The sequence below is a fragment of the Mesorhizobium sp. M1088 genome (assembly GCF_040318575.1).
Classification (GTDB): Bacteria; Pseudomonadota; Alphaproteobacteria; order Rhizobiales; family Rhizobiaceae; genus Mesorhizobium.
Genome location: NZ_JAMYMO010000021.1, coordinates 18,137 through 43,446 on the forward strand (window position 1 = coordinate 18,137; position 25,310 = coordinate 43,446).

Below are 25,310 nucleotides of genomic sequence, written 5' to 3' on the forward strand. Positions count from 1 at the left end.
GATGACGGGATTTGTGCAGAGCGTCGCTGCGGCGGCCCTGTTGCTGTGGACGACAGGGTTCGGCTTCGCCGCCGATCGCGTCATCGTCATTCTCGATGCCTCCGGCTCGATGTGGGCGCAGATCGACGGCAAGCCCAAGCTCGAAATCGCCCGTCAATCGCTGCGGAACGTGCTGCAATCGGTCCCGGCCGAGGAGGAAATAGGCTTCATGGCCTATGGCCATCGCGAGAAGGCCAGTTGCGACGACATCGAACTCATCGTGCCACCGCAGGCAGGCTCGGCAAGTGCGATCTCAGCCGCGGCCGACAGCTTGAAATTTCAGGGCAAGACGCCGTTGACCGCCGCGGTCAAGCAAGCGGCGGAAGCATTGAAATACACCGAGGACAAGGCGACGGTCGTGCTCATCACCGATGGCATCGAGACATGCAACGGCGATCCCTGTGCGCTCGGCAAGGAACTGGAGGCTGCTGGCGTCGACTTCACCGTCAATGTCGTCGGCTTCGGCCTGACGGCGGCCGAAGGCAAGCAGATCGGTTGCCTCGCCGACAATACCGGCGGCAAATATATCGAAGCGTCGGATGAAAAGGCATTGCAGGACGCCCTCGTCGAGACCGTCGCGCCTCCACCACCCGCCCCTGAACCGACTCCCGCCCCGCAGCCTGCTCCCCAGCCGGCGCCCGCTCAGCCGGCGGAGTACAATTTCGTGCCCACCGTCGTGCTTGCCGAGGGTGGCGATCCCGTCACCGACGGCAATGCCTGGGAGATCTACAAGGCGAATTCCGACGGCACGCGCGGCGATCCCGTCACCACCGAATATGGCACCTACAAGGGCAATCTGGAGCCGGGCGACTATATCGTCGTCGCGCGTGCCGGCGAGGCCAGGGCCGAACAGAAGATCACAATAGAGCCTGGCCAGGTCGCCAAACCGCACTTCAACCTGAATGCCGGCACGCTGGTCATCCACCCCAGGCCGAGCGAAGGAGCGGACGTTGATGACGGCGCGGCTGTCGTAATCGGCTATCCCGGCGTCGACACCCCGCCGACCTATTACGGTGATACGAAAGTCGTGCTGCCGGCCGGTGACCTGAAGGTGACGGTCACGATCGGCCAGGGCATGGTTATCGAGACGATCCCGCTTGCCGCCGGCAGGGTCATCGACAAGGACATCATCGTCGGCGTCGGGCGTGTCGTCGCCAACGCCTATTATGCTGCCGGCGGCGACAAGGCCGAGGGTTCGGGCATCGGCTTCAAAGTGCTCCAGGCGAAAAAGAACGTCGACGGAACCAGGCAGGAGGTGACTTATGCCTACGGTCCGGACAGCAAGTTCGATCTGCCGCCCGACGATTATGTAATGGTCGCGACGGTCGACCTTGCGGTGGCCGAGCAGCCGTTCAGCGTCAAGGTTGGCGACCATCAGGATCTGAAGATCGCGATGAACGCCGGCATGCTGACGATAACCGCGCCAGGAGCCTCGAAGATCGAGATATTCGAGGCCAGGAAGGCCATCGACGGAACCCGCAAGTCGGTCGGCTACGCCTATGATCAGAAGTATCAAGCCACCCTGTCGGCCGGTGACTACGCGGTGGTTTCGGAGAAATCGGACAACAGCTCGAAGGAAGGCACGGTAACGGTCAGGGCCGGCGCGCGAGCCGAACTGACGGTTCAATAAATCCAGTGGAGAGCAGCCATTAGCCGCTCTTACTTATTGCCGAAAAAATCACGCCGTACCGAAGGCGCTGGCGCCATGGTCGGCGCGTCCCACCAACTGCCGGAACCCGGCGAAAAGCTCGCGGCCGAAGCCGAATTCATTGCCTATGAGGTCGCTGTCCGCGGGCCGGCGCAGTGCGAAATCGCCGGCTGGCACCAGTACCTCCAGCGTCCCGGCCTCGGCGTCGAGCCTGATGATATCGCCGTCATGGATCCTGGCGATAGGCCCGTCCTCCGCCGCTTCCGGCGTCACGTGGATCGCCGCCGGCACCTTGCCTGAAGCGCCCGACATGCGGCCGTCGGTGACCAGCGCCACATGCTGGCCGCGGTCCTGCAGGATGCCGAGCACGGTGGTCAGCCTGTGCAATTCCGGCATGCCGTTGGCCTTCGGACCCTGGAACCGAATGACGGCGATGAAGTCGCCGGTCAGCGACCCCGCCGTGAACGCCTCGTTCAGGCCTTGCTGGCTGTCGAACACCTTGGCCGGCGCCTCGATGATGCGCCGCTCCGGCTTGACCGCCGATGTCTTGATGACGGCGTGGCCGAGATTGCCCGAAAGCACTTTCAGACCGCCGCTCGGCTGGAACGCCTTCTTGAACGGCGCCAGCACCTTCTCGTCCCCGCTCTCGCGCGGCGAAGCCTCGCGCACGACGCCGCCGTCGGCGCCGAGCCTGGCCTCGACCGCGTAGGGGCGCAGCCCTTCGCCCCACACCGTCTGCACATCCTCATGCAGGATGCCCGCGTCGAGCAGTTCGCGGATCAGGAAGCCGAGCCCGCCGGCGGCATGGAAGTGGTTCACATCGGCAAGGCCGTTCGGATAGACTCGCGCCAGCAGAGGCACGGCTTCCGAGATGTCGGAAATATCCTGCCAGGTAATGGCGATGCCGGCCGCCGCTGCCATGGCGATCAGGTGGATGGTGTGGTTGGTCGAACCGCCGGTGGCGTGCAGGCCGACGATACCGTTGACGATCGAGCGCTCGTCGATCATCCGCCCGACCGGCGTGTAGGCGTTGCCGAGCGCGGTGATCGCCAGCGCCCGCTTCGTCGCCTCCCTGGTCAGTGCGTCGCGCAACGGCGTGCCGGGATTGACGAAGGAAGCGCCAGGCGTGTGCAGGCCCATGATCTCCATCAGCATCTGGTTGGAATTGGCGGTACCGTAGAAAGTGCAGGTTCCCGGCCCGTGATAGGATTTTGATTCCGCTTCGAGCAGTTCGGCCCGTCCCGCCTTGCCCTCGGCATAGAGCTGGCGGATCTTGGCTTTTTCGTCGTTCGGAATGCCGGTCGTCATCGGCCCGGCCGGGATGAAGACCGCCGGCAGATGGCCGAAGGTCAGCGCCGCGATCACCAGTCCAGGCACGATCTTGTCGCAGACGCCGAGATAGACGGCGGCATCGAACATGTTGTGCGACAGGCCGATTGCCGCGGCCATGGCGATCACGTCGCGCGAGAACAGCGACAGCTCCATTCCGGGCTGGCCCTGGGTGACGCCGTCGCACATCGCCGGCACGCCGCCGGCCACCTGGGCGATGCCGCCGGCCTCGCGCGCCGCATCCTTGATCAGCCTCGGAAACGTCTCGAAAGGCTGATGCGCCGACAGCATGTCGTTATAGGAGGTGATAATGCCGAGATTCGGCACCCGGTCGCCGCCAAGCGCCACCTTTTCGGAAGGGCTGCAGACGGCAAAGCCATGGGCCAGGTTGCCGCAGGACAGCACGGCCCGGTTGGCGGTGCGGTTCGAGGCTTCGGCGATGCGGCCGAGATAGGCCTCGCGACCGGGCTTGGAGCGCTCACGGATGCGCTGGGTGATGGCTTCGATATCGCGTCTTGCGGTCATGGCGGTCGGTCCTTTCAGGCGAGGTCCCGCAAACACCTTCCGGCTGTTGCCGGGACCTGCAGCCAAGTTGAGATCAGGGTGCCCAGAAAACCTCTACGGGCTTTTGAGTGGCATCGAGCACGGCGCGAATGGGCTTTCGTGTTCCAGTTCCAAGCGCGGCCTCGAATGCGCTGCGTTTTTCCGCGCCCTCGATATGCAGCGCGATGAAGGCGGCTTTGATGATCCGCGCCAGTGACAGCGTCAGCCGTGGCTCGCCGGCGCTTGCCGCATGAACCGGAAGCACGACCCTTTGCGACGACGGATCGAGCAATCTTGCCAGGTTCTCGGCATCCGGAAAGAACGAGGCGGTGTGGCCATCAGTTCCCATGCCGAGCACAACGACGTCGAGTGGCCAGGGCAGCACTTGCAGTGCCTCGCTGTCGGAGACCGCTGCACCCTCGATACTTGCCGCGGCGTGGTAGAGCGGCACGAAATTCGCGGCGGCGGCCGCGTTCTGCAGCAGGTTGGCGGCAACCAGGCCGGCATTGGAGCGCGGCGATGAGGGCGGCACGAAGCGCTCGTCGACCAATGTTATCGTCACCTTTTCCCAGGCGATCGGAACGGTCGAAAGCGCCGCGAAGAATTTCGCCGGCGTCGTGCCGCCCGAGACCGCAAGCAGCGCCGTGCCGCGCTCGGCGATCGCCTTTGACAGACGGCCGGCGACGTGGCCGGCAAGCGCTGTCGCCAACTCCTGGCGTCCGGCAAATTCGTGCCAGTTGTAGGCGCCGCCTAATTGCTCTCGTGCCATGTCCGCCCGTCGCGTTCGATCAGCGCAATCGAGGCCGAGGGGCCCCATGTGCCGGCGGTGTAGCCTTGCGCCTCTTGCCTGCCGCTCTCCCAGGCGTCCTGGATCGGGTCGATCCATTTCCACGCCGCCTCGACCTCGTCGCGGCGCATGAACAGCGTCTGGTTGCCACGGATGACGTCCATGATCAGCCGCTCATAGGCATCGGGGGCGCGGCCGTCGAAGGATTGCGCAAAACTCATGTCGAGCGGAATCTGGCGCAGTCGCATGCCGCCCGGCCCCGGGTCCTTGATCATGATGAACTGCTTGACGCCCTCGTCGGGCTGCAGCCTGATGACCAGCTGGTTGGCGGAGATCGGCCCGGCGCTCTCGCCGAAGATCGAATGCGGGATCGGCTTGAATTCGATGACGATCTCCGAAACGCGCGTCGCCAGCCGCTTGCCGGTTCGGAGGTAGAACGGCACGCCCGCCCAGCGCCAGTTGCCGATCTCGGCCTTGAGCGCAACGAAAGTCTCGGTGTTGCTGTTCTTGCCGAGTTCCTCGACATAGCCTTTCACCGGCCCGCCGGCCGAGGCGCCGGCACGATACTGCCCGCGCACCGTGTGCTTCGGTGCTTCGTTGCCGTTGATGCGCTTCAGCGCCCGCAGCACCTTCAGCTTTTCGTCACGGACGGCATCGGCGTCCATCGACGACGGCGCCTCCATCGCGACCAGGCAGAGCAGCTGCAGCATGTGGTTCTGCACCATGTCGCGCAATGCGCCGGCCTTGTCGTAATAGGTGACGCGGTCTTCCAGGCCGACAGTCTCGGCCACGGTGATCTGCACATGATCGACATTGGCGGAATTCCAAAGCGGCTCGTAGAGCGCGTTGGCAAAACGCAGCGCCATCAAATTCTGGACCGTCTCCTTGCCGAGATAGTGGTCGATGCGGAAAATCTGGCTTTCATGGAAGTCGTCGCCGACCAGGTCGTTGAGCGCGCGCGCCGAAGCGAGATCGCGGCCGATCGGCTTTTCCAGCACGATGCGCGAATTCGGCGTGATCAGCCCGTGCTCCTTCAGCTTGTGCGAGATGTCGCCGAACAGCGCCGGCGCCACAGCCAGATAGAAAGCGCGGATGTGTTCGCTGTCGCCGATCGCCTTCTTCAGCCTGTCGAAGCCGGCACCTGTGGTTGCATCTGCCGGGATATAGGAGAGCCGCGCGAGGAACGTCTTCAGTTCCGTGGCGTCGATATCCTCCGGTTTCACATGATCGGCAATCGCCTGCCTGGCGAACGACTGGAATTCCTCGTCGGTCATCTTCGAACGCGATGTGCCGATGATGCGCGTCGGCTCGGAAAACTGGTGGTCGCGCTGCCGGTGGTACAGCGACGGCAGAAGCTTACGTTCCGAGAGGTCGCCGGTGCCGCCGAAAATGATGAAGTCGAAAGGGTCGACGGGAATGATCTGGCTGGTCATGGTCTGTCCGCTGTGACGCCGGTCGCGATAACGCGGCTGATATAATCTAATCGATTTAAACTTGCCAGTGCCATTGCGTCACATCCGCGTGTGCTCTTGACACCGGCGCTGGCCGGAGGCTTGTCGGCAAGCGATGCTTCCGGAGCCTTCGCAGTTGCAGCATAGAGCCGGATGGCAGCGAAAGCCAAAGGAGAAATCGTCGATGGACGCACATCTTTCGATGGCCTGGCCAAACGCGTCATCGATCGCTTTCAACGATGAGTGAGAAAAGCATGCGCCTCAAAAATAAGGTCGCAATCATCACTGGCGCTGCCTCGGGCTTTGGCGAGGGCATGGCCAGGCGCTTTGCCGAGGAGGGCGCGCGGGTAGTCGTCGCCGATCTGAACGCCAAGGGCGCAGAGCGCGTTGCCGGCGAGATCGGCGAAAAGGCGATCTGGACCCAGACCGACGTCTCGCTGCGGTCCGAATTCGACGACATGGTCCATGCCGCAATGAGCGCCTTCGGCCGCATCGACATCATGGTCAACAACGCGGGTTACACCCATCGCAACGGTGACATGCTGGAAGTCGACGAAGCGACCTTCGACCTGATCACATCAGTCAACATGAAGGCGATCTACCACGCAGCGCTTGCAGTGGTGCCGGTCATGGAACGGCAAGGCGGTGGCGTCATCCTGACGACGGCCTCCACCGCCGGTATCAGACCGCGGCCCGGCCTCACCTGGTACAATGCATCGAAGGGCTGGGCGATCACCGCGACCAAATCGATGGCGGTGGAACTCGCGCCGAAGAACATCCGCGTCAACTGCCTCTGCCCAGTTGCCGGCGAGACCGGCATGCTCGCGAAATTCATGGGCGCCGACACACCCGAGATCCGCGAGAAGTTCCGCGCGTCGATCCCGCTCGGCCGGCTTTCGACGCCGCTCGACATAGCCAATGCCGCGCTTTGGCTTGCTTCGGACGAAGCGGCTTTCATCACTGGCGTGGCGCTGGAAGTCGACGGCGGACGTTGTATTTGAACGGCCGGGGCCTCCGGCGGAGGACTGGCTGACGGCGAGCGACCCGCAATCGCTCTGCCGGCCCTACGCCCCGGTTTTGACGTAGCTCTTGTAAATCCAGCCGCGCTTGCCGTTGTAGACGATCTGGCACCATTGCTTGCAGCTCATCACCTGCACCGAGGTCTTGGCCGGCACGGTGAGAATGGCGGCCGCATTCTTTTTTGGGCCGGTGCGCATGGTGACGGATCTCAGGATGCGTCCGGTACCGGCAGTATTGGCTCTTCCGGAATTTGCCTTGGTGCTGTTGTCGTCTTCGCTCGAAGTCTGCGTCGGCAGTTGCGGCTTGGGCGTGGGGATGGCGGCGGTCTGCGCGCCATCGGGCCCGCTGTTTTTCGTTGAGCTGCCGGGAGCCGCGACTTTGGCAAACAATGCCGCAGCATCGGGTTTTGCTGCCGGGTCGGCGAATGCCACCGAAGCAGACGATTTATCGGTCGCCTGCTCGGTCTGGCTTGCCAGCTGGTCGGATGCTGCCGTGGCGGCGGCCGATGCCGTCTTTGGCCCTGTCCAGCGCGGATCGTTGGGAGCCAGCGCTGGTATCTCGGCTTCCGCTGCGGCCACCGCTGGGGAAACCGCATCTGCCTTGCCCGTCGTCCGCGGCGCCGCAGCAACCTTGGCAGGCATGATCTTCGTCGTCTTGACCGGGATGGTCGGAACGATCTGCTCAGGACTTGCGGCCGCTTGTCGCTCATTTGCCGGCAATGCCAGCCACAGTGCCACCGCGGCAACGCCGAGCAGTGCGACCGTGCCAAGCGCGGCTATCACCAGATGCGCGTTCGACCGGACCCCGTGCCAGAACGTCGGCCGCATATCGTAGCCGAATTGCATCGCAAGGCGCCGTCGTTCCGGCGCGCCGAAACTGAAGGGCTCTCTCACACTTGCCACCTCCATTTGCGGGCCAATGTTCTTACGACCCATGCCGGAGAGCCGGCATTTCGATCGGCATCGGTCCCAAACCAAAAGCGGGCAGGCCCGCAAAAATTCCCCGTTCAGCTGCCCACGAGCATCATCTTTCGCCCGCGATTGTGGCATCACTGCGCCCTTGGCGGGAATTCTGCGCCCTGGTTAAGGATTCTGCAACGTCTGGTTAGATCCTGTCCCGCAACGCGTACCAGTTGAGCGCAAGGAAGAGCAGTGGCGCGCGCAAACGCCGGCCGCCGGGGAAGGGTGGAATTTTCAGGTCCTCGATCAGCTTCAGACGGTCGCGGTTGCCGGCGACCGTCTCGGCATAAAGCTTGCCGAAAAAGTTCGACAGCATGACGCCGTGGCCGGAATAACCGCCGATCGAAATCACATTGGGCATCACTTCGCGCACGAACGGCTTTCTCGGCACGGTGATGCCGACATAGCCGCCCCAGCCATGGGTGATCTCGACGTCGTTCAGTGCCGGATAAATCTCGGCAATCTGCCGGCGGATGTGGATGTGGATGTCCTTGGGATCGTTGACCGCATAGATCTCGCGCCCGCCAAACAGCAGCCGCCCATCCTTCGATTTGCGGAAATAGCGCACGACAAAGCGCGAATCGTCGACCGCCTCGCCACCCGGCAACACTTTGGAATCGGCTCCCAGCGGTATAGTCGCGCCGATGAACGAGCCGATCGGCATGATATGCGCGGCACTCACCGGTTCGAGCGTGCCGCCATAGGCATTGACCCCGATCAGGCATTTAGCGGCGGTGATCGTGCCCTTCGGCGTCGCAACCCTGACCTTGCCGCCGCCGGAGGTGATGCCGGTCGACGGCGTCTGCTCGAAAAGCTTTGCGCCGGCCTCTGCCGCCACCTTTGCGGTGCCGATGACCAGTTTCAGCGGATGGATGTGGCCGGTGCCGGTGTCGCGGGTGCCGCCGAAATAATGCGTCGAGCCCAGCCGCTCGGCTGTCTCCGCGGCATCCATGAATGAGATGTGCGGATAGCCGAAACGGCTCGCCATGATCTCGGCATGCGCCTTGTAGTCGTCGACATAGCGCTTCTTGTGCGCCACCGACATCTGGCCGGGCATATAGTCGATCTCGATCTGGTGCATCGCGGCAAAGTCGAGCAGATGCGCCTTGGCCTTTTCGGCCAGGTCGAACAGTGCCTTGGCGCGGGAAAAGCCGTATTCCGCTTCCAGTTCCTCTGCCCAGGCCCGTTGTCCGGTGCCGAGCTGGCCACCATTGCGGCCCGATGCGCCGTCACCGAAACGATGCGTTTCGATAAGCACGACATCCGCGCCTGTCGTGGCGAGATGAGCCGCCGCCGACAGGCCGGTAAAGCCGCCGCCGACAATCACCACATCGCATGTCCGGTCGCCGTCGAGCGCCGGATATTCGGGCCTTGGCCCGGCCGTGTCTTCGTACCAGGAGCGGCCGGGGGAGATTGGGGATTGGTAAGTCATGATGCTCGGCTAGGGCAGTAGGGCAGTAGGGCAGTAGGGCAGTAGGGCAGTAGGGCAGTAGGTGTCTATTCAGCCGACAGCTTGCGGATCAGAAGCCGCAAGAGCTTTCCTACGCTCTCGCTGTGGGGCATCAATGACTCGACCGCCTCGCGAGAGGTAATTCCAACCCTTTGCGCGATTAAAAGGTGTGTCTCCAGTTCCTTGAGTGATCCCTGGGCGATCCTGAGAAACTGCTGGTAGGAAGCTCGGCTTTCTCGGCCGTAACGCTCGGCGATGTTGGCGGGCACCGACGTTGCTGCCCGACGCACCTGACCCGTCAGCCCGTAGATCTCGTCTTTCGGCCAAGTCCTTGTCACCTGGTAGATTGCAACTGTTAGGTCCATGGCTTGCTGCCAAACGATCAGATCCCTGTACGATGCGATCTTGTCCGTCATCCTTGCCCTACTCCCCTACTGCCCTACTCCCCTACTACACATTCAGCAGCAAATACTCCCTCTCCCACGGGCTGATCACTTCCATGAAGGTTTCGAATTCCGCTCGCTTGATCGCCGCATAGGTGGCGGCAAATGACTTGCCGAGCAGCGCGCCGAGTTCTTCGTCTGCCTCGAACAGGTCGACGGCTTCGAGCAGGCTGCGCGGCAGGTCGATCTGGTCCTCGTTGGCGGTCGTCAGAACCGGCGGCTCGGCCTTGATCTTGTTGGTCATGCCGATCAGTCCGCAGGCAAGCGATGCCGCCAGCGCCAGATAGGGGTTGGCGTCGGAGGAGGGGATGCGGTTTTCGACGCGCCGCGCCGCCGGGTCGGAGCGGGGCACGCGGAAGGCCGTGGTGCGGTTGTCGTAGCCCCATTTGTTGTTGACCGGCGCCGAGGCCGACTGCGTCAGCCGCCGGTAGGAATTGACATAGGGCGCAAACATTACCAGCGCGTTGGGCACATGTTTCTGCATGCCGCCGATGAAGTGGAAGAAGGCGTCGGTCTCCGAGCCGTCCTCCGCCGAAAAGACGTTCTTGCCGGTCTTCTTGTCGATGATCGACTGATGGATATGCATGGCCGAACCGGGCTGCCCTTGGATCGGCTTGGCCATAAACGTGGCGTAGATCTCGTGCTTGAGCGCCGCCTCGCGGATGGTTCGCTTGAACATGAACACCTGATCGGCGAGCTCGATCGGATCGCCGTGACGCAGATTGATTTCGAGCTGGCCGGCGCCCTCCTCGTGGATCAGCGTGTCGATCTCCAGGCCCTGGCTTTCGGAGAAATGGTAGATGTCGTCGATCAATTCGTCGAATTCGTTAACCCCGGCGATCGAATAGCCGGCGCCGCCGCCGATCGGCCGCCCCGATCGACCTACCGGCGGGGTCAGCGGATAGTCCGGATCGGGGTTCTTGCGCACCAGGTAGAACTCGATCTCGGGTGCCACGACCGGCCTCAGTCCACGCTTGTCATAGGCGGCAAGCACGCGCTTCAGCACGTTGCGCGGCGTGAACTCGACCGAGCGGCCGTCCTGATGGACGAGGTCGCAGATAACCGCCGCAGTAGGGTCCTCCTCCCACGGCACCACCGTCAGCGTCGAGAGGTCAGGCATCAGCTTGAGGTCGCCGTCGTCCTCCGGATAGTGGAAGCCGTTGCCGTCCTCCGGATAGCCGCCGGAAATCGTTGTCATGAACACCGCCGAAGGCAGCGCCAGCGAGGTGTTGGAGGTGAACTTCTTCGATGGCATCATCTTGCCGCGCGCAACCCCGGCCTGGTCGGGTGTGATGCATTCGATATCTTCGATGCCGCGCCATTCCAGCCAGGCGCTGACTTCCTTCCAGTTCTTGACGCCACGTTGGTTTTTCACGAAGGCAGGCGTGCGGGCGCGTCCTCCGCGGCTCGACGGACGGACTTCCTTTTTTGCAGGCGGCATCAATCACCAGATTTGTTGCAGATTGTGGAGTATAGCCGTTGCCGGCGACGAAAGGGAAGGGGAGCCGGCTGGCGTCCGCCTCGACTAGCCGGGGAAACACAACGACTTCCGGATAAAAACATCCTGGTCTAGGGTCGGCGTCCCGCAACGCCGCAATTGAAGACGTCGAATGCAACACAGCCGCAAACTGACAACGATCGGCTTCGATGCCGACGACACGCTGTGGCAGAACGAACAGTTCTTCCGCGTGACCGAGAAGCGCTTTGCCGCACTGCTCGCCGATCACGCCGAGGAGGACCGGATTTCAGCAAGATTGCTGGAGGCCGAGAAGCGCAACCTCGCGGTCTACGGCTTCGGCATCAAGGGGTTCACGCTGTCGATGATCGAGACGGCGATCGACGTCACCGACGGCCAGGTGCGGGCCTCGACTATCGCCGAAATTCTCGCCGCGGGCCGCGAGATGCTCAGCCATCCGATCGAGCCGCTTCCGCATGCGCGCGAAACCGTGGAAAAGCTGGCCGGCGCCTACCGCCTGGTGCTGATCACCAAGGGCGACCTGTTCGACCAGGAACGCAAGCTCGCGCAATCCGGGCTGGGCGAGCTGTTTGATGCCGTCGAGATCGTCAGCGACAAGAGCGCGGCCACCTATAGCCGCATCTTCAGCCGCCACGGCGACGGCCCGGAAAAGGGCATGATGGTCGGCAACTCGCTCAAATCGGACGTCGTGCCGGCCATCGAAGCCGGCAGTTGGGGCATCCACGTTCCGCATGATCTGACCTGGGTGCTGGAACATGTCGAGCCGCCGGTCTCGGCACCACGCTTTCGCCAGATAGCCAATCTCGGTGAACTGCCGGGCTTGATCGAGCGTATCGGCGAGATTGATTGATCAGATCGGCAGCCGAGGCATCACGGTAGGCGTCAATTGCGGCTAATTGCGATCAGCCGGTCGATCACCGGCTGCAGCCGTTCGGTGGTGATCGGCTTGACGACCACTGCATCGATGACGCTGGACAGGCCCAGGCTCTCCGGCGTGCCGGTCTTGACTGAAAGCAGGATCACCGACGGAAGCGATCTGCCTGACGCCCTTCGCAGTGCATCGATACCCGACAGCAAGGCGTCGCAGTCCCCATTCTCCGCACCGCCGTCGAGAACGACAGCCCCGGGAATCAGCGCGTGCAAGGCCTTTGCCGCGCTTTCGGGAGATTCCGAGATCGGTTTGAGGCCGGACCGCTCCACGATTTTTGAAACCACGATGCGGTTGATCGGTGATTTTCCGACCACCAGCACCCGCGAGAAATCCGGGAGCATCCGCGTCTCCACGTCCCGGCTGACGAAAGGCAGCTGTTTTGCAGTCTCGATGTCGCGATTCGCAGGGCACATGGCGGGGCAGGCCGTTGTTCAATGTTTCAATGCAGGGTTGAAACTCGAGAGGTAATTGGCGTGAGATCACTGCTCATGTCAAGCTCAAATGGCGTATCAGGAGAATATCGCAAGAAATATTAAAATTAAAATTAAATGCTTTTCTTTGCCGCCGCTCGAAAGGAGAAGTCGCCACCACAACCGGGCAGGCTCAGCTAAGTTTGGCTGTGCAGCGCGAACGCGTCAACTAGCAGCTATAGCCAGATTGACGAAAGGTTGGATGAAGTCGAGGCAAGTCTGTCGCAAGCTTGTCGCATCGCCTCGCCGGACTACCCTTCCTCGTTGGCTACGCACGTCTCTTTGATCGACGGGAGATGACAATGGAACTCGTGACTCACAAGAAATTCAAAAATGGCCGGTTGATGCCATGGGGAAAGGGTACGGTCGTTACCGGCGCGAAGGGGTTTGTCCACCTTTCCGGAAACACCGCGACGGCCGAGGACTACGATCCGATCGGCAAAAGCGGCGGCGGCGCCATTGGCGATGCAGCGGCACAGTGGCGCACAATTCTCACCAATATCAAATCAGACCTGGAGGAGCTTGGCAGTGCGCTCGAGCATCTCATCAGGCTGACCTTCTTCGTTAAGGGACCGTTTCCCGATGGCGGCGTTCTGAGCTCTCCCAATTTTCGCCTGGACGTCTTGGACGAATTCTTTGCGGTGCACTGCCCGAAGCACTGCAGCTACAACAACCCGCCGCCCTCGGAAGTTATTGGCGTTGCAGCGCTTGCGCAGCCTGATCTTGTCATTGAAATCGTTGCACTAGCGGCTCTGCCGGATTAGGCAGGGCCGCTGCCTGCGAGGTGCGATAGCCCGCGTTCAAAAAAGGCGCGGTGCGGTAGAATTCATCAGTCGTGGCTCCGCTGCGTGACGATGACCGGGATCAGCAGATCGCCCCAATTGCCGTCGCCGCCATGGTGCCGTGCCGAGCGCACCAGTTCGACCGAGACGCCGGCCTCGACCGCCTTCATCACCGACTGATTGAGCCTGTGCAGATCGTTCGCCAGCATGCGGATGGTCGCCTGCTGGTCGACATTCATGCTGGTGGCCTGCTCTTCGGCCCGTTCCTTGACGCGGCTTATCGATGCCATTGGTCTTCTCCCTGTGTTGCCATGCCTGTTGTGTTGCCATGCCCGCTTGGGCGTTCCCTCTGTTTGTCTGCTGTCCCGCTATTCCGCCGCCGGCCTGAATTGGGCGTGCTCGGTCGATCCATGCATGGCCGTGGTCGAAGAACGGCCACCGGTGATCGCCATCGAGACGGCGTCGAAATAGCCGGTGCCGACCTCGCGCTGGTGCTTGGTGGCGGTGTAGCCATTGGCTTCCGCGGCGAATTCCGCCTCCTGCAGTTCCGCATAGGCTGCCATCTGCCGCTCCTTGTAGCCGCGAGCGAGCTCGAACATGCCGAAATTGAGCTGGTGGAAGCCGGCCAGCGTAATGAACTGGAACTTGTAGCCCATGGCGCCGAGTTCCTTCTGGAACTTCGCTATCGTCGCGTCGTCGAGATTCTTCTTCCAGTTGAAAGACGGCGAGCAATTATAGGCAAGCAGCTTGCCTGGATGATGCTTGCGCACACCCTCGGCAAACGTCCTGGCCTGCGCCAGATCTGGCTTTGAAGTCTCACACCAGATCAGGTCCGCATAGGGCGCATAGGCGACGGCGCGGGCGATGCAGGGCTCGATGCCGTTGCTGACATGGTAGAAGCCCTCCGCAGTGCGGCCGGCGCCATAATCGACGAAAGGTCGGTCGCGTTCGTCGATGTCGGAGGTCAAGAGCTTCGCCGCTTCAGCGTCGGTGCGCGCCACGACCAGCGTCGGCGTGCCCATGACGTCGGCGGCAAGCCGCGCCGCGTTGAGGTTGCGGATGTGTGCGGCGGTCGGGATCAGCACCTTGCCGCCGAGATGGCCGCATTTCTTCTCCGAAGCCAGCTGGTCCTCGTAGTGGACACCGGCCGCACCCGCCTCGATGAATGCCTTCATGATCTCGAAGGCGTTGAGCGGCCCGCCGAAGCCGGCTTCGGCATCGGCGACGATCGGCGCGAACCAGGTGTCGACCGACAGCCCCTTGCCTTCCGAAGTCTCGATCTGGTCGGCGCGCTGTAAGGTGCGGTTGATGCGCTTGACCAGCTCGGGCGCGGCATTGGCGGGATAAAGCGACTGGTCCGGGTACATGGCGGAAGCGGTGTTGGCATCGGCGGCGACCTGCCATCCCGACAGATAGATCGCTTTCAGCCCCGCCCGCACCTGCTGCATCGCCTGGTTGCCCGACATGGCACCCAGCGCGTTGACGAAATCTTCTTCATGGATGAGCTGCCACAGCCGGTTTGCCCCCATTTCGGCGAGGCTCTGCCGGATCTGCACCGAGCCGCGCAGCCGCTTCACCTCCTCCGGCCAATAGGGCCGTTCGATGCCATCAAAGCGACCTTGCGGCGCCGACGGGACAAGGTTGTAAAAGTCGGTCATTGGTCACTCCAGGCGGTTTTGATGCCGGTTTTCGGAAGGCGTCGCAGAGGAAAAATGCGTGCCCCATGTGTGACATCATTTACATGCCGGCACGACGCAAGCGAGGTAAACCTCCAGGTTAGCCAGAAAATAAGAGAAAACCTGTGTTGTGTTTGACGGATGAGAGCTGTAAATTTGTCATGATTGTAAAACGCCGCCATGCCATCAGCGGATGTAAATTTCTGTCAAGGGCAGTCGATTGGCCGACCACAAAATCTTTGCCGGGCCGCGCATTCGTCGCATCCGCAACGCCAAGGGGCTGACCCAGACGGCGATGGCCGAAGGGCTCGGCATCTCGCCGTCCTATCTCAATCTCATCGAGCGCAACCAGCGGCCGCTGACGGTGCAACTGATCCTGAGGCTGGCAACCGTCTACAAGGTCGACCCACATGAATTGCAGGGCGAGGCGAGGGGGTCGGTCGCCGATTTGAAGGAAGTGTTTTCAGATCCGTTGCTGGCCGGCGAACTGCCGGGCGACCAGGAACTCATCGAGCTTGCCGAGGCGGCGCCAAATGCTTCCGCCGCTGTCATAAAGCTGTTTCGCGCCTATCGCGAGCAGGCCGAGCGATTGTCGGATATCAACGAGCTGCTCGCGCGTGAGGGCAAGGCCACCGCCCTCTCCGGTGCCAGGCTGCCGATCGACGAGGTGCATGAGATTTTCGAACGCCGGCCGAACCATTTTGCCGCGCTCGAAGAGGAAGCCGAGGCATTCACGTCGGTGCTCGATCCCGGCGACGATCTGTTCAGTGCGTTGAAGGCTTGGCTGCGGCGTGAATTCGGCATCGTCGTCAAGGTACTGCCGGTCGCCACCATGCCCAACTGGCGGCGTCGCTATGACCGTCACTCGCAGCGCCTGTTCCTGTCCGAGCGGCTGTCGCCATTCGATCAACTGCGCGAGGTGGCGATGGAGGCCTGCCTGATCCGCATGAGCGTCGCTGTCGCCGCCGAGATCCAGGTGCTGAAGCTGACCACCGACGAAGCCCGCCGGCTGGCGCGTTTCGAGCTCGGCCGCTATGCCGCGCACGCGCTGATGATGCCCTATCAGCCTTTTCATGCGGCGGCGGTCCGCGCCCGCTATGACATCGACATGTTGCGGTCGCGCTTCGGCGTTTCGTTCGAGCAGGCGGCCAACCGGCTGACCACCCTGCAGCGGCCGGGTGCGCTGGCTGTGCCGTTCTTCATGCTCGAGGTCGACAATGCCGGCAATCGCTTCCGCAAGGCGGGCAGCCACGGCTTTCCGCAAAGCCGCTTCGGCGGCGGCTGTCCGAAGCTGCCGGTCCATGCCGCCTTCGCTCAGCCCGGCCAGATCCTGGTCGAGGCAGTGGAAATGCCAGATGGCGCAGCGTTTCTCTGCATTGCCCGCACGCTCGAGGGGCCGCAGGGCTCGTTTGCCGAGCGCCCGCGGCGCACGGCGCTGTTGCTCGGCTGCGACATCGGTTTTCGCGACGAGGTCGTCTATGGAGCGGCATTGCCGGGGCCGGCCGCCATCGGCAAGACCGGACAGAGCGCCGCTGCGCTGGCTACGCCGGTCGGCCCTGCCTGCCGGCTGTGCGAACGCATCGGCTGCCTCGCCCGCGCCGAGCCACCCGTTACACGTCCGCTCGGCCTCGACGAGATGGTCACGGGACTGTCGGCGTTCGATTTCCAGTGATTCGGCTCCAGCAATATTGCGGCTGAATCTTCGACCAAAGGACCTCATCTGTTCCTGCGGCGGCAACCAGTAAGCTGGTTCGCGGTTGCCGGCCAAAATATTGGTTCGGCCAAAATATTGATTCAGCCGAATATTGATTCAGCATTGACGGTACGGTATCAAAAAAAAGAACTGCGCAACGGTCGGGGGATCAATGATGGGCAGGACAGTTTTTTGGCTTGGCTTGGCGCTCGCGTTTTCCCCCGATCCCGCATTGGCTGAAAAGTCCTCGGATTTCTTCAAGTCCTATCAACAGTATAATGATGCCGGCAAGGCGTTCCTGGACAAGATCGATCCGAAGACCGGCGCGATAAATCTTGCCGAAGGCATCCATCTCGACCTCAAGGACAAGTTCTATTTTCTGGACAAGAAGGACACGCTCTCCGTCCTCACCGAAGCCTGGGGCAATCCGCCCGACTCTGGTTCCGATGCCCTCGGCATGATCTTTCCAGTCTCCCATGATCCCATTGCCGACAACAATTGGGGGATAGAGCTGCGCTGGGAAAAGATCGGTTACGTCGACGACAGCGACGCCGCGTCCATCGATTACAATGAACTGCTGCGCAACATGCAGTCAGACACTCTGTCCGGCAACGATCAGAGGGTAAAGGATGGCTATGCGCCCATTACGCTGATCGGCTGGGCGTCGCCGCCGGTTTATGACGCGGCCCACAAGCGCCTGCACTGGGCCAAGGAGCTGCAATTTGGCAACGATGCCGCCCATACGCTCAACTACGACGTCCGTTTCCTTGGCAGGGAGGGCGTCTTCGTGATGAGCTATATCGCGACGGTGGAACAATTGCCGGAGATAAGGCAAAGCCTGGATGAAGTGCTTGGCCTCGCGGACTTCAATACCGGCAAGACATACGCTGATTTCGTGCCGGGCGTCGATACTGTTGCGGCGATTGGCGTCGGTGGCCTGATTGCCGGCAAGCTGGCGGCGAAAGCAGGTTTTCTGGTCGTGGCGCTGATCGCGCTGAAAAAGTTTGGCCTGCTCCTGCTGGTTCCGCTGGCCGGTCTCTGGCGCTTTATCCGCGGCAATAGGGGCACGTCGTAAAGCCATCGTCGACCGGTCGCCTCGGATCATCGCCGGGCGAGGGCGATGCGCCCTCATCAGTGCGCCAAACGGAACATCGAACTGGATCACGCCCGGCCTTCTGCTTTGCGTTACGCGAATGAGGCACGTCTCTGTCGTCCATTGCACATCGTGCTGCTCCGAATTCGCCGACAGTCATACCCATGACCGATACCGCATCATCTCCGGTTGCCGCTTCGCCGATCGTGTCGCCGCAAGGCGAACGCGTCGGCTTCCTGCTGGTATTCCTGTCGGCGTTGATGTGGAGCTTCGGCGGCAGCATTGCGCGCTTCATCGACAACGCCGACAGCTGGACGGTGGTGTTCTGGCGCTCGGTCTGGGCCGCCGCCTTCCTGCTCTGCTTCATGGTCTGGCGCGATGGCTGGCGTGGCACGCTGAAGCTGTTTCGCGGCATGGGCCTGGCCGGCCTTGCGGTGGCGTTCTGCTTCGCCACGGCGTCGACCTCTTTCGTCGTGGCGCTTGCCTATACCACCGTCGCCAACATCCTGTTGATGCAGGCCGGCGTGCCGCTTCTGGCGGCGCTGTTTGCCTGGGCGCTGTTTCGCGAACGGGTGGCGGTGGCGACCTGGGTGGCGATCGCCGCCGTTATTGTCGGCGTCGCCATCATGGTGTCGGAATCGCTCGATGGCGCGGTGTCGCCAATCGGCGACGGGCTGGCGCTGCTCATCGCTGTCATGTTCTCGATCGCCACCGTCATCACGCGCCGCTTTGCCCATGTGCGCATGACGCCGGCGACCTGCCTCGGCACGATGCTGGCGGCCGCCTTTGCGGCATCGCAGGCGTTGGCGCTGGGCGTCTCCAGCCACGATATGGGCTTCCTCTTTGCCTTTGGCGTGATCAATCTGGGACTCGGTCTCGCCTTCTTCGCCACCGGTGCCCGGCTTGTTCCGGCCGCTGTGGCGGCGCTGCTCGGCACGTTCGAACCGATCCTTGGCCCGATCTGGGTCTGGCTCATTCATTCCGAGGTGCCGTCGGCGCGGACCATCGTCGGCGGTGCCGTCGTCGTCACCGCGCTCCTCGTCCATATCGGGCTCGAGTTCAAGCGCCAGACGCGGCCCGCGCGAGCGGGCGTCATCGGTGTGCCGTCACCTAATTGATGCAGTGCGCGCGTCAAAGCGAGATGAACCATTGACAACGTCGCAGCCGCGCGGGCAGGCTGCGATCACGGCAACAACAAGACAGGCGTATCTTGCCAAGTCTCCATGCCGGCCGCATTGAGGCCGGACAATATCGTCGTCTCCCTGCCCGCGCCGTAGCGAAAGCTTCCGACGGCGTCGGAACACCACCAACGCCACGCCAGGTCTTCGCTGTCGGCTCGCCGCCGAACCATAATGGCGCCGGCAATTCGCGCTTGTCGCCTGCCTGCAAGCCCAATACCTTGAAGCAAATGCCCAGCCGCGCGGACGCCGCGACGAGCTGGCGACGGAACACTCATCAAAGGAGAATAGCATGACCCGCAAAGCGCTCTGGCTTTCGGCGACTTCGGCGTTTCTGGCAGTTTTTACCTTTGGCGCGCATGCCGAGGATCGCGTCGTCAACGTCTTCAACTGGTCGGACTATATCGACAGTTCGATCATCGACGACTTCACCAAGGAAACCGGCATCAAGGTCGTCTACGACACTTTCGATTCCAACGAGATCCTGGAAACGAAACTGCTCGCCGGCGGCAGCGGCTACGATGTCGTCGTGCCCAGCGGCAATTTCCTTGCACGCCAGATCCAGGCGGGTGTGTTCCAGAAGCTCGACAAGTCGAAACTGCCGAACATTTCAAATATGTGGGACACGGTCATGGAACGGACCGCCAAATATGATCCCGGCAACGAATATTCGATCAACTACATGTGGGGTACGGTCGGCATCGGCTACAACATCAAGAAGGTGCAGGCAGCGCTCGGCACCGACAAGATCGACAGCTGGGACGTGTTCTTCAATCCCGAAAGCCTGGCCAAATTGAAGGACTGCGGCGTCTATGTACTGGATTCGCCGGCCGACATCATACCGGCGGCACTGAAATATCTGGGCCTCGATCCGAACAGCACGTCGCCCGATGAGATTGCCAAGGCCGAAGAAACCTTGCTGAAGGTCCGGCCCTATATCCGCAAGTTCCACTCCTCCGAATACATCAACGCCCTGGCCAATGGCGACATCTGCCTGGCGGTCGGCTGGTCGGGTGACGTCTTCCAGGCCCGCAACCGCGCGGACGAAGCCAAGCAGGGTGTCGAGATCGGCTACTCCGTGCCGAAGGAAGGTGCCCAGATGTGGTTCGACCAGATGGCGATCCCGGCCGGTGCAGCGCATGTCGCCGAAGCGCATGAGTTCCTGAACTACATGATGAAGCCCGAAGTGATCGCCAAATCGTCGAACTATGTGCTCTATGCCAACGGCAACAAGGCTTCGCAGCAGTTCATCGACAAGGCGATCCTGGAAGATCCGGCGATCTATCCGGATGCAGCCACCTTGCAGAAGCTCTACACCGTATCGCCTTACGATCCCAAGACCCAGCGCATCATCACCCGCACCTGGACCAAGATCGTCACCGGCCAATAGCAATCTGACCAGGCTCCGGCAGCCGTTGCCGGAGCCGCTTTCTCATGGGGCAAGCAGCAGGACGGAGTGGGACATGAAATCGCTTGGCAGCATCCGCAGGGATTTTGCGCCATGGAACGATCCGAACGCCAAGCCATACATCCAGTTCGACAACGTCACCAAGAAATTCGGTGAGTTCACAGCGGTCAACAACCTGTCGCTGACCATTTTCGAACGCGAATTCTTTGCCTTGCTGGGGGCCTCAGGCTGCGGGAAATCGACACTGCTCAGGATGCTTGCGGGCTTCGAGGAGCCGACCGCCGGCCGCATCCTGCTCGACGGCCAGGATCTGCGCGGCATTCCGCCCTACCGGCGGCCGGTCAACATGATGTTCCAGTCCTACGCCTTGTTTCCGCACATGACGGTCGAGAACAATATCGCCTTCGGCCTCAAGCAGGAAGGCATGGCCAAGGCCGACATCGACAAGCGCGTCGCCGAGATGCTGAAGCTGGTCAAGCTCGAGCAGTTCGCCAAGCGCAAACCGCACCAATTGTCGGGCGGCCAGCGCCAGCGCGTCGCACTCGCGCGCTCGGTGGCCAAGCGGCCGAAAGTCCTGCTGCTCGACGAGCCGCTTGGCGCGCTGGACAAGAAGCTGCGCGAGGAGACCCAGTTCGAGCTGATGGACCTGCAGCAGAACCTCGGCCTCACCTTCGTCGTCGTCACCCATGATCAGGAAGAGGCGATGACGATGGCCGACCGCATCGCCATCATCGACAAGGGCGAGGTGATGCAGGTGGCGACGCCGGCCGAGGTCTACGAAGCGCCGGGTTCCCGCTTCGTCGCCGGCTTCGTCGGCAATGTGAATATGTTCGACGGCAAGATCGCGGCTGGCGAGGCCGGCAGCGCGAGCATCGATGCCGGCAACGGCATCACCATCCGGACCGAAAATGCCGGCAGTGCCGCCGCCGGAACATCGGTTACCTTCGCCATCAGGCCGGAGAAGATAAAGGTGTCCTCCACGAAACCGGCCGGTGCCGTCAACGCCATCGAGGGCGAGGTCTACGATATAGCCTATCTCGGCGACATGACCGTCTATCACGTCAGGCTGGACGACGGTCAGGTGGTGCGGGCGAGCACCATGAACGCGGCACGCCTCACCGAGGACCCATTGACCTGGAACGACCGCGCCTGGGTTTCTTTCCGCCCCGACGCCGGCGTCGTCCTGACACGGTAGAGACTGATCATGTCCGCTGTCACCGCCGCAACAAGCTCTCCGGCAAGCGCTGCCGGCAAATCCGCCTTGGTCAGGCTGGGAGCGGCGTTCGTTAGCCGGCTCGTCATCATCATCCCCTACCTCTGGCTGCTGTTCTTCTTTCTCGTCCCTTTCATCATCGTCTTCAAGATTTCGCTGTCGCAGACGGCGATCGCCATGCCTCCCTACACGCCGGTGCTCGATTTCCGCGGCGGCATTTCCGGGGTTATCGCGTGGTTTGGCACCCTCAATTTCGACAACTACATCTTGCTGACGCAGGATGCGCTCTACTTCAACGCCTATGTGACGAGCGTCATCGTCGCCGCCATTTCGACCGTCCTGACATTGCTGATCGGCTATCCCATAGCCTATGGCATGGCACGCGCCCCGGCGACGATCCGTCCGACCTTGCTGATGCTGGTGATCCTGCCGTTCTGGACCTCGTTCCTGATTCGTGTCTATGCCTGGATCGGCATTCTCAAGCCCGAGGGCCTGCTCAACGAGCTGCTGCTCGCCACCGGCATCATCAGCCATCGGCTGATCATCCTCAACACCTACACGGCGATCTTCATCGGCATCGTCTACTCCTATCTGCCGTTCATGGTGCTGCCGCTCTATTCGGCCTTGGAGAAGATGGACAATTCGCTGATCGAGGCCGCCAAGGATCTCGGCTGTCCGCCGACCAGCGCCTTCTGGAAGATCACCTTCCCGCTGTCGCTGCCCGGCGTCATCGCCGGCTGCCTTCTGGTGTTCATTCCCGCCGTCGGCGAGTTCGTCATTCCCGATCTGCTCGGCGGCTCGCAGACGCTGATGATCGGCAGGACGCTGTGGAACGAGTTCTTCGGCAACCGCGACTGGCCGGTGTCGTCCGCCGTCGCCGTCATCTTGCTGCTGCTGCTGATCGTGCCGATCATGCTCTTCCAGCGAGCCCAGGCGCGCACCCAGGAGCAGGACCAATGAACGCGACCTGGAGCCGCTTCAACATCATTTCGATCGTGCTCGGCTTTGCCTTTCTTTACCTGCCGATCGTCCTGCTCGTTGTGTTCTCTTTCAACGAATCGAAGCTGGTCACCGTCTGGGGTGGCTTCTCGACGAAATGGTACGTGTCGCTGTTCCACAACCGGGGTCTTATGGACGCCACCTGGGTGACGGCCCGCGTCGGCGTCATCTCGGCAAGCGTGGCGACCGTGCTCGGCACGCTGGCGGCGCTCACCTTGACACGCTACACGCGCTTTCGCGGCCGGCTGCTGTTTTCCGGCATGGTGTTTGCGCCGCTGGTCATGCCGGAAGTCATCACCGGCCTGTCGCTGCTGCTGCTCTTCGTCGCCGTCGGCCTCGACCGCGGCTTTCTGACGGTGACGCTTGCCCACACCACGCTAACCATGTGCTTCGTTGCGGTGGTGGTTCAGTCACGCCTGATCACTTTTGATCGTTCGCTGGAAGAGGCCGCGATGGACCTCGGCGCGCCACCGGTGAAGACCTTCTTCCAGATCACGCTGCCGGTCATCATGCCGGCTATCGTCTCCGGCTGGATGCTGGCCTTCACGCTGTCGCTCGACGATTTGGTTATTGCCAGCTTCACCTCGGGACCCGGCGCCACGACGCTGCCGATGAAGATCTACAGCCAGGTCCGCCTTGGCGTGACGCCGGAAATCAACGCAGCCTGCACCATCTTGATCGCGGTCGTCGCAGTTGGCGTGATCATCGCTTCGCTCGCAAACAAACGCCGCGAGGTGCAGCGCCAACGCGACGAGCAGGCCGCGCAGCGCGGTTGATGCTGCTGCTGCTTACTCTCCCGAAACGCCGCGGCTTATCGGCGAGATGAACGGCGTGCTCCACGTGCCGCCGACGAAGAACGACGACTGATTGGGTCCCTGGCCGTTCGTCTGCGTGGCAGCCTGGCTCGGCTGGACGATGCCGCCGGACAGCGCCAGCCCGCGTCCGGCATAGGATGCGATGCCGGAAAGCCAGATCTTGTATTGCGCGGAATTCACCTCGGCCTTGTCGATGCGCGCCACGCCGTTCGAAATGCTCGCCTTGAGCTCGGCCCCGTCGATCGGCAGCGTTCCGTCCGAGACGTCGTCCAGCGCGAAGAATCCGCCCTGTTCGGTGTGCTTGAGGAACGCCGGCAGGTTAAGCCGGCTCAGCGCACCCGCGCCGAACGTCGCCGACAGCGAGCCATTGGCGTTTTCGAAAATCGAGTCCCAGGTTCTGCCAGGCCCCTTGAGGATGACCGAAACGGTTCCAGTGCCGATCGGCACCAGCCGTGTCATCCCGGCCGCGGTGCCGAAAGCGCCGCCGTCGATATCGGAAGCAAGCAGCCGGATCTCGACTTCCGTGCCGGCGGGCTTGCGGTCGAAACGGACGCTGCTCTGGACGTTGCCGCCAAAGGCGGATGCATCCGAGATGTCGAAGACGGCAAGGCCGTTCTTGACCTGGGCAGTGGCAGCGACGTCGGCAAGCTGGATGGCGCCGGCGGTGGCATGCGCCGCCGACAGCCTGAGATCGAGATTGATCCGGTCGGCGAAGCTCGTATCGATTTCGCCCGGGCCGGTGCCGCCGGCGGATGGTACCGGCGTAAAGGCGGAGAGAAATGATCTGAGGTCGAGCGTATCGAAGGCAAGTGTGCCGGAGATCACCGGCAGTGCCTCACCATAGGTGAAGTCCAGCGCACCCATTCCCGGGTTGTTGTCGAGGGTCAGTGCCGTGTTTTCAAATTTGACTCGCCCGGCCGTCGCCGTGATCTTGCTTGAAACCGAGATCGAGCCGATTGCGGCACCGGGCGCGATGCCGGCCTGCGACCATTCGAGCACGCGTCGGAGCGAAGGTGCGGCGAATTTTGCCTGGCCGTCGAAATAGCCGTTCTCCGACATGCTGGCGCGGCCGTCGAACGAAAAACTGGCCGGTGCCGCCTTGAAGGAAAATGTGGCCGGTGCTGTGCCGCCACCAAACAGCACGAGCGGGTTCGGCGATGCGGCGTCGATGGCAACACTTTCGCCGCGCCATATCCCGGTCGCCGACAGCGTCGCATTGCTGTTCATCGCGGCCCAGTTCGCCTGGCCGCTCAGGCTGCTCAATATCTCCTGGTCCTTGCCGCCGATGGCAGCCACTACGCGGCCGTCCCTGAACTCGACTGTGCCGAACGGATCTGTCGGCAGCTTGCCGAGATCCGGCTTGGCGGGATTTGTGTTGATCACCGCGCGGGCAGCATCGATCGAACGCGTAATGCGCCCGCCGCTGGGAATCGCAGGCAGGAAAAACCCGCTCGCGGTACGCTGAACCCGGATCGTCGGTCGTACCAGCCGCGCCGTCGAAAACACCACATCGCCACGCAGCGCCGCCATCGCTGAGAGGTCGACCTCGACCCGTTCGGCCTCGACCACGGGCGGCGCATCCGTCTCTGTCCATTGCGACAGCGTCACGTCGCTCAGGATCGCCCGGAAATTCGGCCAGACCTCGATACGCGGCGCGCCGTCGATGGTGACCCGGAAACCGCTCCACGCGCTCATTTCCCACGCGATACGGTCGCGTACGATGCGGGTCGAGGCGATCAACGGCAAGGCTGCGACAACCAGCGCGATGACGATGACGGCTGCGCCGATCGCCCATATTCCGCGTCGGATCAAAGGTGATGGCATATCGCCCCGTATGCTTCCATTCCGACAAAATCGCCCGACGGGTGTAACCGACGGCTGACGCATTTCAAGTCTTTATGGCCCG

General features: G+C 62.3%; 22 protein-coding genes. 11 read left to right on the top strand and 11 right to left on the bottom strand.

Annotated features, from left to right (window positions below; all coding sequences use genetic code 11):
* Position 1 precedes the first annotated feature (1 nt).
* Entirely contained in the window at positions 2-1,669 is a 1,668-nt protein-coding gene (locus NKH49_RS21795) for a vWA domain-containing protein (protein WP_352616652.1), read from the top strand.
* Between the two features lie 48 nt (positions 1,670-1,717).
* Here NKH49_RS21795 and edd read toward each other — a convergent pair whose 3' ends face one another.
* The 3 genes from edd to zwf form a co-directional block, all read right to left on the bottom strand.
* Positions 1,718-3,541 (bottom strand): phosphogluconate dehydratase, encoded by a 1,824-nt coding sequence (gene edd / locus NKH49_RS21800; protein ID WP_352541754.1) that lies wholly within the window; start codon positions 3,539-3,541, stop codon positions 1,718-1,720.
* Between the two features lie 73 nt (positions 3,542-3,614).
* Positions 3,615-4,328 (bottom strand): 6-phosphogluconolactonase, encoded by a 714-nt coding sequence (gene pgl / locus NKH49_RS21805; protein ID WP_352541755.1) that lies wholly within the window; start codon positions 4,326-4,328, stop codon positions 3,615-3,617.
* Positions 4,310-5,779 (bottom strand): glucose-6-phosphate dehydrogenase, encoded by a 1,470-nt coding sequence (zwf, locus tag NKH49_RS21810; RefSeq protein ID WP_352472717.1) that lies wholly within the window; start codon positions 5,777-5,779, stop codon positions 4,310-4,312. The genes pgl and zwf overlap by 19 nt, the downstream gene beginning before the upstream one ends.
* Before the next feature lie 272 nt (positions 5,780-6,051).
* Here zwf and NKH49_RS21815 point away from each other — a divergent pair, with 272 nt between their 5' ends.
* A complete protein-coding gene (locus NKH49_RS21815; protein ID WP_023677438.1) occupies positions 6,052-6,798 on the top strand; it encodes an SDR family oxidoreductase in 747 nt (248 codons plus the stop codon).
* 63 nt (positions 6,799-6,861) lie between these two features.
* On the opposite strand, the gene NKH49_RS21820 is transcribed toward NKH49_RS21815, so the two are convergent.
* The 4 genes from NKH49_RS21820 to NKH49_RS21835 form a co-directional block, all read right to left on the bottom strand.
* On the bottom strand, positions 6,862-7,662 hold the full coding sequence (locus NKH49_RS21820; RefSeq protein ID WP_352616656.1) for an SH3 domain-containing protein: 801 nt from the start codon (positions 7,660-7,662) through the stop codon (positions 6,862-6,864).
* 259 nt (positions 7,663-7,921) lie between these two features.
* Positions 7,922-9,208, bottom strand: coding sequence for an NAD(P)/FAD-dependent oxidoreductase (locus NKH49_RS21825; protein WP_352616659.1), 1,287 nt, complete (start codon positions 9,206-9,208; stop codon positions 7,922-7,924).
* Between the two features lie 65 nt (positions 9,209-9,273).
* Positions 9,274-9,642, bottom strand: a complete 369-nt coding sequence (locus NKH49_RS21830; protein ID WP_352616662.1) for a four helix bundle protein — start codon at positions 9,640-9,642, stop codon at positions 9,274-9,276.
* A 34-nt stretch (positions 9,643-9,676) separates the two neighbouring features.
* Positions 9,677-11,110, bottom strand: a complete 1,434-nt coding sequence (locus NKH49_RS21835; RefSeq protein WP_023677442.1) for a glutamine synthetase family protein — start codon at positions 11,108-11,110, stop codon at positions 9,677-9,679.
* A 169-nt stretch (positions 11,111-11,279) separates the two neighbouring features.
* On the opposite strand from NKH49_RS21835, the gene NKH49_RS21840 reads away from it, so the two are divergent.
* Complete coding sequence (locus NKH49_RS21840; protein WP_352616665.1) at positions 11,280-11,996, top strand: HAD family hydrolase; 717 nt, start codon at positions 11,280-11,282, stop codon at positions 11,994-11,996.
* A gap of 32 nt (positions 11,997-12,028) precedes the next feature.
* Here NKH49_RS21840 and NKH49_RS21845 read toward each other — a convergent pair whose 3' ends face one another.
* Positions 12,029-12,418: an ANTAR domain-containing protein gene (locus tag NKH49_RS21845; RefSeq protein ID WP_352616668.1), complete on the bottom strand. Its 390-nt coding sequence runs from the start codon at positions 12,416-12,418 to the stop codon at positions 12,029-12,031.
* A 431-nt stretch (positions 12,419-12,849) separates the two neighbouring features.
* On the opposite strand from NKH49_RS21845, the gene NKH49_RS21850 reads away from it, so the two are divergent.
* Positions 12,850-13,311: a RidA family protein gene (locus NKH49_RS21850; protein WP_352927800.1), complete on the top strand. Its 462-nt coding sequence runs from the start codon at positions 12,850-12,852 to the stop codon at positions 13,309-13,311.
* A gap of 65 nt (positions 13,312-13,376) precedes the next feature.
* Here NKH49_RS21850 and NKH49_RS21855 read toward each other — a convergent pair whose 3' ends face one another.
* Together NKH49_RS21855 and aceA are read right to left on the bottom strand one after the other, a co-directional pair.
* Positions 13,377-13,619 carry an SMc00767 family acetate metabolism repressor gene (locus NKH49_RS21855; protein ID WP_023719402.1) on the bottom strand — a complete coding sequence of 81 codons (243 nt, stop codon included), beginning with the start codon at positions 13,617-13,619 and terminating at the stop codon, positions 13,377-13,379.
* Between the two features lie 78 nt (positions 13,620-13,697).
* Complete coding sequence (gene aceA / locus NKH49_RS21860; protein ID WP_352616673.1) at positions 13,698-14,987, bottom strand: isocitrate lyase; 1,290 nt, start codon at positions 14,985-14,987, stop codon at positions 13,698-13,700.
* A gap of 238 nt (positions 14,988-15,225) precedes the next feature.
* On the opposite strand from aceA, the gene NKH49_RS21865 reads away from it, so the two are divergent.
* The 7 genes from NKH49_RS21865 to NKH49_RS21895 all read left to right on the top strand — a co-directional run bounded on the left by NKH49_RS21865 (position 15,226) and on the right by NKH49_RS21895 (position 23,365).
* On the top strand, positions 15,226-16,677 hold the full coding sequence (locus NKH49_RS21865) for a helix-turn-helix domain-containing protein (RefSeq protein WP_352472710.1): 1,452 nt from the start codon (positions 15,226-15,228) through the stop codon (positions 16,675-16,677).
* A gap of 196 nt (positions 16,678-16,873) precedes the next feature.
* Complete coding sequence (locus NKH49_RS21870; RefSeq protein WP_352927803.1) at positions 16,874-17,773, top strand: DUF2167 domain-containing protein; 900 nt, start codon at positions 16,874-16,876, stop codon at positions 17,771-17,773.
* Positions 17,774-17,955: 182 nt separating this feature from the next.
* Positions 17,956-18,909 carry a DMT family transporter gene (locus tag NKH49_RS21875; RefSeq protein ID WP_352472708.1) on the top strand — a complete coding sequence of 318 codons (954 nt, stop codon included), beginning with the start codon at positions 17,956-17,958 and terminating at the stop codon, positions 18,907-18,909.
* Positions 18,910-19,261: 352 nt separating this feature from the next.
* On the top strand, positions 19,262-20,359 hold the full coding sequence (locus NKH49_RS21880; RefSeq protein WP_352472707.1) for a polyamine ABC transporter substrate-binding protein: 1,098 nt from the start codon (positions 19,262-19,264) through the stop codon (positions 20,357-20,359).
* A gap of 73 nt (positions 20,360-20,432) precedes the next feature.
* Complete coding sequence (locus NKH49_RS21885; protein ID WP_023677452.1) at positions 20,433-21,572, top strand: ABC transporter ATP-binding protein; 1,140 nt, start codon at positions 20,433-20,435, stop codon at positions 21,570-21,572.
* 9 nt (positions 21,573-21,581) lie between these two features.
* Positions 21,582-22,550 (top strand): ABC transporter permease subunit, encoded by a 969-nt coding sequence (locus NKH49_RS21890; RefSeq protein WP_352450936.1) that lies wholly within the window; start codon positions 21,582-21,584, stop codon positions 22,548-22,550.
* A complete protein-coding gene (locus tag NKH49_RS21895; protein WP_023677454.1) occupies positions 22,547-23,365 on the top strand; it encodes an ABC transporter permease in 819 nt (272 codons plus the stop codon). Before NKH49_RS21890 ends, NKH49_RS21895 begins: the two co-directional genes overlap by 4 nt.
* Before the next feature lie 12 nt (positions 23,366-23,377).
* Here NKH49_RS21895 and NKH49_RS21900 read toward each other — a convergent pair whose 3' ends face one another.
* On the bottom strand, positions 23,378-25,228 hold the full coding sequence (locus NKH49_RS21900; protein ID WP_352472706.1) for an AsmA family protein: 1,851 nt from the start codon (positions 25,226-25,228) through the stop codon (positions 23,378-23,380).
* Positions 25,229-25,310: the final 82 nt, after the last annotated feature.

What these genes read in the sequence shown, in the direction of transcription:
- NKH49_RS21820 (WP_352616656.1), bottom strand. Translation starts at nt 7,662, where the DNA reads ATGCAATTCGGCTACGATATGCGGCCGACGTTCTGGCACGGGGTCCGG.
- NKH49_RS21895 (WP_023677454.1), top strand. Translation starts at nt 22,547, where the DNA reads ATGAACGCGACCTGGAGCCGCTTCAACATCATTTCGATCGTGCTCGGC.
- NKH49_RS21840 (WP_352616665.1), top strand. Translation starts at nt 11,280, where the DNA reads ATGCAACACAGCCGCAAACTGACAACGATCGGCTTCGATGCCGACGAC.
- NKH49_RS21825 (WP_352616659.1), bottom strand. Translation starts at nt 9,208, where the DNA reads ATGACTTACCAATCCCCAATCTCCCCCGGCCGCTCCTGGTACGAAGAC.
- NKH49_RS21835 (WP_023677442.1), bottom strand. Translation starts at nt 11,110, where the DNA reads ATGCCGCCTGCAAAAAAGGAAGTCCGTCCGTCGAGCCGCGGAGGACGC.
- NKH49_RS21855 (WP_023719402.1), bottom strand. Translation starts at nt 13,619, where the DNA reads ATGGCATCGATAAGCCGCGTCAAGGAACGGGCCGAAGAGCAGGCCACC.
- NKH49_RS21845 (WP_352616668.1), bottom strand. Translation starts at nt 12,418, where the DNA reads ATGCTCCCGGATTTCTCGCGGGTGCTGGTGGTCGGAAAATCACCGATC.
- NKH49_RS21870 (WP_352927803.1), top strand. Translation starts at nt 16,874, where the DNA reads ATGGGCAGGACAGTTTTTTGGCTTGGCTTGGCGCTCGCGTTTTCCCCC.
- zwf (WP_352472717.1), bottom strand. Translation starts at nt 5,779, where the DNA reads ATGACCAGCCAGATCATTCCCGTCGACCCTTTCGACTTCATCATTTTC.
- NKH49_RS21885 (WP_023677452.1), top strand. Translation starts at nt 20,433, where the DNA reads ATGAAATCGCTTGGCAGCATCCGCAGGGATTTTGCGCCATGGAACGAT.
- pgl (WP_352541755.1), bottom strand. Translation starts at nt 4,328, where the DNA reads ATGGCACGAGAGCAATTAGGCGGCGCCTACAACTGGCACGAATTTGCC.
- NKH49_RS21900 (WP_352472706.1), bottom strand. Translation starts at nt 25,228, where the DNA reads ATGCCATCACCTTTGATCCGACGCGGAATATGGGCGATCGGCGCAGCC.
- NKH49_RS21875 (WP_352472708.1), top strand. Translation starts at nt 17,956, where the DNA reads ATGACCGATACCGCATCATCTCCGGTTGCCGCTTCGCCGATCGTGTCG.
- NKH49_RS21815 (WP_023677438.1), top strand. Translation starts at nt 6,052, where the DNA reads ATGCGCCTCAAAAATAAGGTCGCAATCATCACTGGCGCTGCCTCGGGC.
- NKH49_RS21850 (WP_352927800.1), top strand. Translation starts at nt 12,850, where the DNA reads ATGGAACTCGTGACTCACAAGAAATTCAAAAATGGCCGGTTGATGCCA.
- aceA (WP_352616673.1), bottom strand. Translation starts at nt 14,987, where the DNA reads ATGACCGACTTTTACAACCTTGTCCCGTCGGCGCCGCAAGGTCGCTTT.
- NKH49_RS21830 (WP_352616662.1), bottom strand. Translation starts at nt 9,642, where the DNA reads ATGACGGACAAGATCGCATCGTACAGGGATCTGATCGTTTGGCAGCAA.
- NKH49_RS21880 (WP_352472707.1), top strand. Translation starts at nt 19,262, where the DNA reads ATGACCCGCAAAGCGCTCTGGCTTTCGGCGACTTCGGCGTTTCTGGCA.
- NKH49_RS21890 (WP_352450936.1), top strand. Translation starts at nt 21,582, where the DNA reads ATGTCCGCTGTCACCGCCGCAACAAGCTCTCCGGCAAGCGCTGCCGGC.
- edd (WP_352541754.1), bottom strand. Translation starts at nt 3,541, where the DNA reads ATGACCGCAAGACGCGATATCGAAGCCATCACCCAGCGCATCCGTGAG.
- NKH49_RS21795 (WP_352616652.1), top strand. Translation starts at nt 2, where the DNA reads ATGACGGGATTTGTGCAGAGCGTCGCTGCGGCGGCCCTGTTGCTGTGG.